Raw genomic sequence first — 8,979 nt, 5'->3', positions numbered from 1 at the left:
CGCAGGGCCCTGGGAGAGTAGGACGTTGCCGGGCGCGTTCCCGCAAGCCCCGCAGGATCTTTCCTGCGGGGCTTTGTTCTACCCGGGCGCCCTTGACACCGCAGAGGAGTTTGCTACACTGGCCATAATATCCACGACCGCAACCATTGGGGGTATCAACATGTGGCACCGGAAATTTGAAAAAGAGGGATTGACCTTTGACGACGTTCTCTTAATTCCTGCTAAATCAGAGGTTCTACCGAGCGAAGTCGATGTGAGCACCCGCCTGACCCGGGAGATTCGGCTGAACATCCCTTTGATGAGCGCCGGAATGGATACGGTCACCGAAGCGAAGATGGCCATCGCCATGGCCCGGGAAGGGGGCATAGGAATTATCCATAAAAACATGTCGATCGCCAAACAAGCTGAGGAAGTCGATCGGGTCAAACGTTCGGAAAGCGGCGTGATCACCGATCCGATTTATCTCACTCCCGATCACAGCGTGGCTGAGGCGGAACAACTGATGGCCAAGTACCGAATATCCGGTGTACCCATCGTCGATGAAAAGGGCCGCCTCGTCGGCATTATTACAAACCGCGATCTCCGCTTCGAACAAAACCACTCCCGCCTTATCGCCGAGGTCATGACGAAAGAAAACCTCGTCACCGCCCCCGTCGGTACGACCCTCGAAGAAGCGAAGCGCATTCTTCAAGAACACAAGATTGAAAAGCTGCCCCTGGTAGACGAACAGTATATTCTTCGGGGATTGATCACGATTAAAGACATTGAGAAGGCCCGACAGTTTCCCAACGCGGCCAAGGATGCCCGAGGGCGTTTGTTGGTGGGCGCAGCGGTGGGGGTGTCGAAAGATACGTTTGAGCGAGTAGAAGCGTTGGTGTCGGCGCACGTGGACGTTATCGTCGTCGATACGGCCCACGGCCACTCCAAAGGAGTATTGGACACCGTCAAGGCCATCCGGCACAAGTACCCGGATCTACAGTTGATCGCTGGGAACGTGGCAACTGGGGAAGGAGTGAGAGATCTTATCGAGGCGGGGGCCGATGCAGTCAAAGTTGGCATTGGACCCGGGTCGATCTGTACCACACGGGTGGTGGCCGGAATCGGGGTGCCGCAAATCACAGCGATTTATGATTGTGCCGCCGTCGCCCGGGATTACGACATCCCCATCATCGCCGATGGAGGCATTAAATATTCCGGTGACATTACGAAGGCGATTGCCGCCGGGGCTGATACCGTCATGATCGGAAGTCTCCTCGCCGGGACCGAAGAGAGCCCCGGGGAGATCGAAATTTATCAGGGAAGGAGTTTTAAAGTCTACCGGGGCATGGGATCCCTGGGGGCGATGAAAGAAGGCAGCAAGGACCGGTATTTCCAGGAAGATGCCAAGAAGCTGGTACCAGAGGGAATTGAGGGGCGGGTACCTTACCGGGGTCCCTTGTCCGAAACGGTATACCAGCTGATCGGCGGCCTCCGAGCGGGAATGGGGTACTGCGGGGTACGCAACATTCACGAGTTGAAGGAGGATACGCGGTTTATCCGCATCACTGCCGCCGGTCTTCGGGAAAGCCATCCCCATGACGTTCAGATCACTAAAGAGGCTCCCAACTACAGCGTGTGAGAGCCCCCATAACACCACAGTCTAATCCCCCGCCTATCCTCGCGATCGTCTCACAGGGTAGGCGGTCTCTTTACTTTCGCCGTTGTACGCAGATGTGGTTGCGGGGTATAATTTCGCCCATTACGGGGACGAGCGTGGTATAATGACTCCGGATGTGAAGGATCCTGATCGTGGAGGGCGAAGTGGTGGGACGTATACAACGCCGCTGGTTTGTAGGGTTTGTCGCGGTTGTCGTGTTTTTGGCCGCCGTGGTGGCGGGAATGCCGATGAAGGGACAGGCCGCCGGGGTAGTCTGGCCGGCACCGCCGCATTTGACAACGCCTTCAGCGGTGTTGATGGACGCGGCGACGGGCCAGATTCTTTATGAAAAAGGCGCTGACGACAAACGGTACCCCGCCAGCATGACGAAGATGATGACGCTGTACCTGACTTTTGAGGCCATTCACGATGGTAAGGCACACCTCGACGACATTGTCCCAATTTCACAAAATGCCTACAACACTGGCGGGTCAGAGGTGTATCTCGATCCCCGGGAAAAGTTTACGCTGAAAGACATGATTACCTTTGTGGCTGTACATTCGGCCAATGATGCCGCTGTGGCGATCGCGGAATATGTGGGTGGGAGTGTCGGACAGTTTGTTAAGAGGATGAACGAAAAAGCCCAGGAGTTGGGACTTACACACACGCATTTTGTGAATCCCGACGGGCTCCATGATCCGAATCATTATACAACGGCGAGGGATATGGCCGTATTGGCGAGGGATCTGATTACGAAGTACCCCGAGGTTCTGGATTATACCAAGATTCATGACATGTGGATCCGGAACCACACTTTTGACGTATCGGCCACAAATAATCTCCTTGGTAAATATCCCGGCATGGACGGGTTGAAGACAGGTTTTACGGACCAAGCGGGGTACTGCCTTACGGCGACGGCCCAACAAGGCGGGGTGCGGCTCATTTCTGTGATCATGAAAGATCCGGATGATCAGAGCCGTCAAAAGGACACCACTGCCTTGCTTGATTACGGCTTCAAGAATTTTACGCCCCTGCCGCTGCTAAAACCTGGAGATCCCTTGGATGTAAAGGCAGAAGTGCCCGACGGAGTCATCGAGTCTTTATCGGTGACCACTCAGGTCCCCTTAGCGCCCCTGGTTCCCGAGGGGACGAAAGCGGACGCTTTGGTGCGAACGGTAGAATGGACACCTGGCCTCAAAGCCCCGGTGGCTCAGGGCCAACAGGTGGGCACCGTGTCATATCGCCTCGGGGATCAGCAACTGCTTCAGCTGCCCCTTTACGCTGTGGAGAAAGACGATAAGGCGGGATTCATCCGCATGATGTTTCGTGGGTTGATCCATTTCGTCACAGGAGCGGTGGAGAGCGTCTTCAAGCGTCTATGAAAGAAGGGTCGACATGCAAGAAGCGGTGGTGTGGAGTGTGTTGGGCATCGGACTGAGCGCCGTTCTGCTGTTGGTGATTTTGGCCGGTGGATTTTTCATGTTTCGGGCTTTTCTTCGGAAGATGGCCCCAGACCAAAACCGGCCCCGGGATGATTGATGAATTCGCGCCGCCCGGACAACCGGACGAATGGTTTTCCATTGATACGAAGGGGATTGTGACGTATGATATATAGATGACGCAGGTCACAGATAGGAGGCGCCAAGGATGGTGGAAGTGGGAACGTCCCGCGTGAAACGCGGTATGGCGGAGATGCAAAAGGGCGGCGTCATCATGGATGTGGTGAACGCTGAACAGGCGAAGATCGCCGAGGAAGCGGGCGCGGTTGCCGTCATGGCACTGGAGCGGGTTCCGGCGGATATTCGAGCGGCCGGTGGCGTGGCCCGCATGGCCGATCCGACGGTGATCGAGGAAGTGATGAACGCCGTTTCCATTCCGGTCATGGCGAAAGCTCGGATTGGGCATTACGTCGAAGCCAAAGTTCTGGAAGCACTCGGCGTGGATTATATCGATGAGAGCGAAGTGCTTACTCCGGCGGATGATAAATATCACATCAACAAAAAAGAGTTCACCGTCCCCTTTGTTTGCGGCGCCAGGGATCTCGGGGAAGCCTTGCGGAGGATCGCTGAAGGGGCATCGATGATGCGAACCAAAGGGGAGGCGGGGACCGGGAACATCGTGGAAGCCGTCAAACACATGCGGACAATGATGGGCCAGATTCGCAAGGTCCAGAATATGTCCGAGGATGAGCTCGTGGCCGAGGCGAAGAATCTCGGTTGTCCCTATGAACTTCTCCTCGAAGTGAAGCGGCTCGGGCGGCTGCCCGTGGTCAATTTTGCGGCTGGCGGCGTGGCGACTCCGGCTGACGCAGCGCTGATGATGCATCTTGGGGCGGATGGCGTGTTTGTAGGATCAGGTATTTTCAAATCGGAAAACCCTGCAAAATTTGCCAGGGCTATCGTGGAAGCCACCACTCATTACACGGATTACAAGTTGATCGCTGAACTGTCGAAGGGCCTCGGGGCTCCCATGAAGGGCATCGAATTGTCTACTCTGGCAGAGACCGAGCGCTTGGCCGTGCGGGGTTGGTAACCGTGAAGATCGGCGTTCTCGGGCTTCAAGGAGATGTGCATGAACACCTGGAAAGGTTGCGGGACGTGGGCGTCGACCCCGTGATTGTCAAGAAGCCGCAGGACCTCGCTGAGCTTAGGGGATTGATCCTACCGGGGGGCGAGAGCACGACGATCGGAAAACTAATGAGGAAATATGAGTTGCTCGAGCCCATCCGGGCAATGGGCCAGAGTGGTATTCCACTATATGGAACGTGCGCAGGGATGATCCTGTTGGCTCGGGAGATCGAGGGTGGCGAAGAACCGCATCTCGCCCTAATGAACATTCGCGTGGCTCGGAATTCCTTTGGGCGTCAAAAAGATAGTTTTGAGACAGATCTCTCCATTGAAGGCATTGCAGGGCCGCCGTTTCGCGCCGTGTTTATCCGTGCGCCGCACGTAACCTCCGTGGGGGACGATGTGGAGGTGATGGCAGCCTTCAACGGCCGGGTGGTGGCCGTGCGACAGGGCACTTTGCTGGCCACTTCCTTTCACCCGGAGCTTACCGAAGATCCTCGCGTCCACGAGTATTTCGTGGAGATGTGCAGAAAAGCGGGGCTGCCAGTGGGCGGTACAGATTCTCGACTTTAATCAGCGGCGCTTTGCGCCGCAATCGTGGACAGGTGGCCGAGAGGTTGAAGGCGGCAGTCTTGAAAACTGCAGAGGGGAGACCCTCCGTGGGTTCGAATCCCACCCTGTCCGCCAAGACATTCTCAGTTGTAACGCGGATTTCGTGTTTTCATGGAATCCGCTGTTTTTATTGCTTGCGGGTGCTTCCTGCCCGTGTTTTGGCCTTCGTGGGAAAAGACCATGGTATGATCAAGGGGGTGTTCAGGCGGGAGACGGGTCTGAGATGGTTATCGTACGTCCTTCCCGCCGTCTTGCTGGGTACTGGATTGACGGCGATTGGCGGCCTTGGACCGCTGAAGGGCCTCTAGGTCTTCGTGATCGGCACTATCCCGGGCAAACTCGACATCCTCAGCCTGAGCGATACGAGTGGTATTTCGGTGTGGACCAAAAGGAGGATGTTCGTTGCCTTGGGATCTGTGATAGACATGGAGATGTTTTCCGTGGTTGTGCGGCATGATGGACCCTCCTTCCCGTGACATCAAAGTTAAAATGGCACCTGGAAGGTCTCGTTATGCGTTTGGCGTGTTTTGCGTGTTTCCCTGATCTTCGGGTACTTGGCGGGCATGACGAGTCCGCTGTCGCCTCCAGATGAACACACCAAGTCCGACGATTACCACCGGCGCCACGATGTACCAGTAACGTGCGATCCAGGCGGCGACGGGGTGGAACAAGGTTGTGAGGGTGCGGCCCAGAACAAGAAAAGTCACGGCCCATAGGATAGACCCAATGACGGTGTACAGGGTAAAATCAAACCAAGAAATGCGACCGATTCCCGCGAGGTAAGGGATCACCTGTCGCACCCCGGCGATATATCGGCCGAAGATCAACATGAGGATTTTATACCGATTCAACCAGCGTTCTCCCTTGACCATGTGTGCAGGCTTGATGCCGACCCAACGACCGTATTTTAGAAGCACATGCCGCCCCAAGTAACGGCCAATGGCGTAGGCGATGACGGAGCCGATCACGGAGCCCGCGGCCACTGCCGTGACGGCGGGGATGAGGTCAAGTTTTTTGGCCGCGATCAGCGTGCCGGCGAGGGTTATGATGGTCTCACTGGGAGTGGGCAAGATCGGGTCCAATACCATGAGTAGGAACAGACCCCAATAACCGTAGGCCATTAATGAAGAGATCAACGCATCCATCCGGGCACCGCCTTTGCGAGGATTATCCCGCGTTCAACTGCGTTCTTTGCTCGTCCGGCGTACACATCCTCTCAGATTTCGGATGAAAATGCAACTATCCGCGCGCAGGGGTGTACAATCGCAAGGATCACGTATTGGTGAGGTGTAACGATTGTCCAGTTTGTTGTCTGCCATATCCGATTTCACGATTCAACTCGTCCAGTCCTATGGTTACCTGGGAGTTTTTATTGGCATGACTCTGGAGAGCGCCTGTATTCCCCTGCCCAGTGAAGTGATCATGCCCTTTGCGGGGTACATGGTTGGGCGGGGATACCTCAATCTCGGCTGGGTGATTCTCGCCGGTACAGCCGGGAATGTGGTTGGCTCCTTGATTGCTTATTACGTCGGCATCAAGGGCGGTCGAGCTTTTCTCGAAAGGTACGGGCGGTACATTTGGATCCACCATCGGCACTTGGACCAAGCAGACCATTGGTTCGCCCGTCGGGGCGAAGTGACCGTTTTCGTCGGGCGCCTGCTTCCCGCCATTCGGACTTTTATCTCCCTGCCGGCCGGAATTGCCAGGATGCCCGTGGGACGGTTTATTCTGTACAGCGCAGTAGGGTCCCTCCCTTGGGTGTGGGTGTTGGCTTTGGTAGGGGTGAAGCTTGGGGAGCATTGGGAGTCGATCCAGCATTACACGCACCCGCTCACCCTGGCAGTGGGAGTGGTGGTGTTGGCAGCCATCGTTATTTTTGTGGTGCGGGCAAAACGAAATCAACGATGACGAAGCACGATACGATGAACCGGGCGATTCAAATCGTTGGACTGGCGGTTTTCGCCGGCTTGGCGGTGGCCGTGCAGAGCGGATGGACCAAGGGTTTCGACTGGGTCGTATTGATTTGGTTGCGGGATCACGCCTCGCCCACGCTGACTTGGGTGATGAAAATCATCACCGATCTTGGTTCCTGGGTGGTCGTCGTGCCTGTTTCGGTTCTGGTTGCGCTATGGCTGTACAGCGATAGGGAACGCCGGGGTGATTTTCCGTTCTTTGTTCTTGCAGTGGCGGGAGCCAGTTTGTTAAACGGGCTGCTCAAATGGGCTTTTCAGCGCCCCAGGCCGGGATTCGGTCTAGTAGAGGCGGCGGGGTACAGTTTTCCCAGCGGCCATTCGATGGAAGCCTTCTCATTTTACGGGTCAGTGGCGATACTCCTTTGGGGATACGCGCGATCTCGGCGGGCCAAAGTGATGCTTGCCGGCAGTGCAGCGGTCCTGGTGGCCGCCGTGGGTCTCAGTCGGATGTACCTCGGGGTCCATTATCCAAGCGACGTGATCGGTGGTTTTATTGCTAGTACCATCTGGCTGAGCCTATGTGCCCAGTATGCCCGGGGGCGCCGGGATTCCGGGCGCCGGGCGGTGGAATGAAACGCTTGATTTAAGCATCCGGGCGAAAGGGAGTAATGGGGGGCGGATTGTGAAACTTCTCATCGCATTGATCGTGTTTGCCGGTTGCCTCACTGTACAACGATTGGCGCTACACCGCCGGGCCTTTGGCAGGTCGTTGTTCATCACCGCTATGGGCTTTTTGACATCGGTGATTGTAGGGATCTCTCCTTATCCCCCGGCAAAATACGTCTCACAAGGGCTTTTTTGGGCCACATGGGTCTTTATTGGGTTTATGACGGTGGTCTCAATTCTGCGTCTGCGCCATCGGCATTGAGGGCGGATCTTTGCGTGCCCGGGTCGGTGTGTGCGCGGTTTGGCAGGACCTGCCCAAAAGAGAAATCCCCGGTTGCCCTTGGGTACGGTGCTGTTGCGGATGGCGAGGCGCGGATTCCTTGAGAAAGGTGCTCTTGGCGTGATATAATGGATGATGTCCAATGTGGAGAGATGGCCGAGCTGGTCGAAGGCGCTCCCCTGCTAAGGGAGTATACCCCAAAAGGGTATCGAGGGTTCGAATCCCTCTCTCTCCGCCAAGCCTGACTGCGGCCCTCCGAAGCCGCAGTCGAGGTTCATGCGCCCGTAGCTCAGGTGGATAGAGCGGTGGTTTCCTAAACCGCGTCTTGCGGGGGTTCGAGTCCCTCCGGGCGCACCAGATCTCCTTGTTTTTCGGCCTGGGAGGGTCTACGGCATCTGCCGGGTTACGAGGGATCATGCCCCATTTCACAGCGCGGTCTAAAGCTTGGTAGATGACGAGATGAGCGTGAAGAATCGACCTTGCGGACAGACGGGCATCATCCGACTGCATGGATGTGTACATGTTCTGTAAGTGCATGGGCTTCAGTTTGCTCAGTTGGATACGGCCAATTCGAGGGATGATGTGGTTTCTGACCAGCCAATCATACGATCGGAACGTCGTTGGGCGTACTTGGGCCTTTTTGTCCGATAACCAACTGAGCAGGTATGATTCGACCGTTTCATTGGATGGTTCAACAAACATGCCTGTATTGAGTTCATGCTCCTTTTCCGCCAAGAACGCCTGGGCCTCTTTCTTTGTCGAAAAACCGCTGAATACTTTGCGAATGCGTTTACCATTCTCATCACGGCCGAGATCAATGATCACGCGGTATTTCTTCCCCCGCTTTTCAATGTGTCCGGCCATCGTATCTCCTCCTTCACACAGCGATCAATCGCACGTCATCGTCTCGTTTCCGGATGGAACCGTAGACTCCGGTGATGATGAGTGATTCCCTGGGGTGCGGAAGGTCCGGCCGTTTATGCGGCGTGTGCTGGGCTTGACTGGAACCCCGACGCCGAACGGGTTAATCGATCTATGGGCGCAAATCTATCTGTTGGATATGGGCGAGCGGCTGGGCAAAACAGTAACTGGTTTTCGAGATCGATACTTTGAGCCGGATCGGCGGGGTCCGGCGGGGGTCATCTACAGCTGGCGGCCAAAGCCAGGGGCAGAGAAGGCCATCTATGAGAGGTTGAGTGACATTTGCGTGAGTATGCGAGCGGAGGACTGGCTGGAACTGCCTGAGAGGATCGATCGAGTGGTTCCCGTTCGGCTGCCGCCAGTGGCGATGGAGCAGTATCGGAG

10 protein-coding genes, 3 tRNA genes and 2 pseudogenes are annotated in these 8,979 nt (G+C 56.1%); 12 read left to right on the top strand and 3 right to left on the bottom strand.

Going from position 1 to position 8,979, the window contains the following annotated elements:
• Nucleotides 1–160 precede the first annotated feature (160 nt).
• The 6 genes from guaB to K6T64_RS15530 all read left to right on the top strand — a co-directional run bounded on the left by guaB (nt 161) and on the right by K6T64_RS15530 (nt 4,890).
• A complete protein-coding gene (gene guaB / locus K6T64_RS15555) occupies nt 161–1,618 on the top strand; it encodes an IMP dehydrogenase (RefSeq protein ID WP_100666441.1) in 1,458 nt (485 codons plus the stop codon).
• 185 nt (nt 1,619–1,803) lie between these two features.
• Nucleotides 1,804–3,018 carry a D-alanyl-D-alanine carboxypeptidase family protein gene (locus tag K6T64_RS15550; RefSeq protein WP_288010969.1) on the top strand — a complete coding sequence of 405 codons (1,215 nt, stop codon included), beginning with the start codon at nt 1,804–1,806 and terminating at the stop codon, nt 3,016–3,018.
• Between the two features lie 13 nt (nt 3,019–3,031).
• Entirely contained in the window at nt 3,032–3,175 is a 144-nt protein-coding gene (locus K6T64_RS15545) for a hypothetical protein (RefSeq protein WP_157935316.1), read from the top strand.
• 108 nt (nt 3,176–3,283) lie between these two features.
• The gene (gene pdxS, locus K6T64_RS15540; protein ID WP_013074086.1) at nt 3,284–4,168 is read left to right on the top strand and encodes a pyridoxal 5'-phosphate synthase lyase subunit PdxS; all 885 of its coding nucleotides are present in this window, start codon (nt 3,284–3,286) and stop codon (nt 4,166–4,168) included.
• A gap of 2 nt (nt 4,169–4,170) precedes the next feature.
• Nucleotides 4,171–4,776, top strand: a complete 606-nt coding sequence (gene pdxT / locus K6T64_RS15535) for a pyridoxal 5'-phosphate synthase glutaminase subunit PdxT (protein WP_288010967.1) — start codon at nt 4,171–4,173, stop codon at nt 4,774–4,776.
• Nucleotides 4,777–4,802: 26 nt separating this feature from the next.
• Nucleotides 4,803–4,890 (top strand) — tRNA-Ser (locus K6T64_RS15530).
• A 152-nt stretch (nt 4,891–5,042) separates the two neighbouring features.
• Here the strand turns inward: K6T64_RS15530 and K6T64_RS15525 are convergent.
• Together K6T64_RS15525 and K6T64_RS15520 are read right to left on the bottom strand one after the other, a co-directional pair.
• Nucleotides 5,043–5,270, bottom strand: coding sequence for a YfhD family protein (locus K6T64_RS15525; protein ID WP_288010966.1), 228 nt, complete (start codon nt 5,268–5,270; stop codon nt 5,043–5,045).
• A gap of 54 nt (nt 5,271–5,324) precedes the next feature.
• Nucleotides 5,325–5,960: a DedA family protein gene (locus K6T64_RS15520; protein WP_288010964.1), complete on the bottom strand. Its 636-nt coding sequence runs from the start codon at nt 5,958–5,960 to the stop codon at nt 5,325–5,327.
• A gap of 151 nt (nt 5,961–6,111) precedes the next feature.
• On the opposite strand from K6T64_RS15520, the gene K6T64_RS15515 reads away from it, so the two are divergent.
• From K6T64_RS15515 to K6T64_RS15495, 5 genes are all read left to right on the top strand, one after another.
• Nucleotides 6,112–6,723 carry a DedA family protein gene (locus K6T64_RS15515; RefSeq protein WP_288010963.1) on the top strand — a complete coding sequence of 204 codons (612 nt, stop codon included), beginning with the start codon at nt 6,112–6,114 and terminating at the stop codon, nt 6,721–6,723.
• Nucleotides 6,720–7,361 (top strand): phosphatase PAP2 family protein, encoded by a 642-nt coding sequence (locus tag K6T64_RS15510; RefSeq protein WP_288010961.1) that lies wholly within the window; start codon nt 6,720–6,722, stop codon nt 7,359–7,361. The genes K6T64_RS15515 and K6T64_RS15510 overlap by 4 nt, the downstream gene beginning before the upstream one ends.
• A 49-nt stretch (nt 7,362–7,410) precedes the next feature.
• Nucleotides 7,411–7,656, top strand: a complete 246-nt coding sequence (locus K6T64_RS15505; RefSeq protein ID WP_013074091.1) for a hypothetical protein — start codon at nt 7,411–7,413, stop codon at nt 7,654–7,656.
• A 164-nt stretch (nt 7,657–7,820) separates the two neighbouring features.
• Nucleotides 7,821–7,912, top strand: a tRNA-Ser gene (locus K6T64_RS15500).
• A 40-nt stretch (nt 7,913–7,952) separates the two neighbouring features.
• Nucleotides 7,953–8,031 (top strand) — tRNA-Arg (locus K6T64_RS15495).
• Between the two features lie 162 nt (nt 8,032–8,193).
• Here K6T64_RS15495 and K6T64_RS16935 read toward each other — a convergent pair.
• Nucleotides 8,194–8,538: pseudogene (locus K6T64_RS16935) on the bottom strand (Arm DNA-binding domain-containing protein); the annotation flags it as partial.
• A gap of 85 nt (nt 8,539–8,623) precedes the next feature.
• Between K6T64_RS16935 and K6T64_RS15490 the strand changes: the two are divergent.
• Nucleotides 8,624–8,979: pseudogene (locus tag K6T64_RS15490) on the top strand (DEAD/DEAH box helicase family protein); the annotation flags it as partial.

Origin of the sequence: Kyrpidia sp., assembly GCF_023512215.1 — a bacterium.
GTDB lineage: Bacteria > Bacillota > Bacilli > Kyrpidiales > Kyrpidiaceae > Kyrpidia > Kyrpidia spormannii.
Note: the sequence above shows the minus strand (reverse complement) of the source record. Positions and strands in the feature narration are given on the sequence as shown.

Coding starts and splice junctions, on each gene's coding strand:
- K6T64_RS15545 (WP_157935316.1), top strand. CDS start 3,032: ATGCAAGAAGCGGTGGTGTGGAGTGTGTTGGGCATCGGACTGAGCGCC.
- K6T64_RS15520 (WP_288010964.1), bottom strand. CDS start 5,960: ATGGATGCGTTGATCTCTTCATTAATGGCCTACGGTTATTGGGGTCTG.
- K6T64_RS15510 (WP_288010961.1), top strand. CDS start 6,720: ATGACGAAGCACGATACGATGAACCGGGCGATTCAAATCGTTGGACTG.
- pdxS (WP_013074086.1), top strand. CDS start 3,284: ATGGTGGAAGTGGGAACGTCCCGCGTGAAACGCGGTATGGCGGAGATG.
- K6T64_RS15525 (WP_288010966.1), bottom strand. CDS start 5,270: ATGCCGCACAACCACGGAAAACATCTCCATGTCTATCACAGATCCCAA.
- guaB (WP_100666441.1), top strand. CDS start 161: ATGTGGCACCGGAAATTTGAAAAAGAGGGATTGACCTTTGACGACGTT.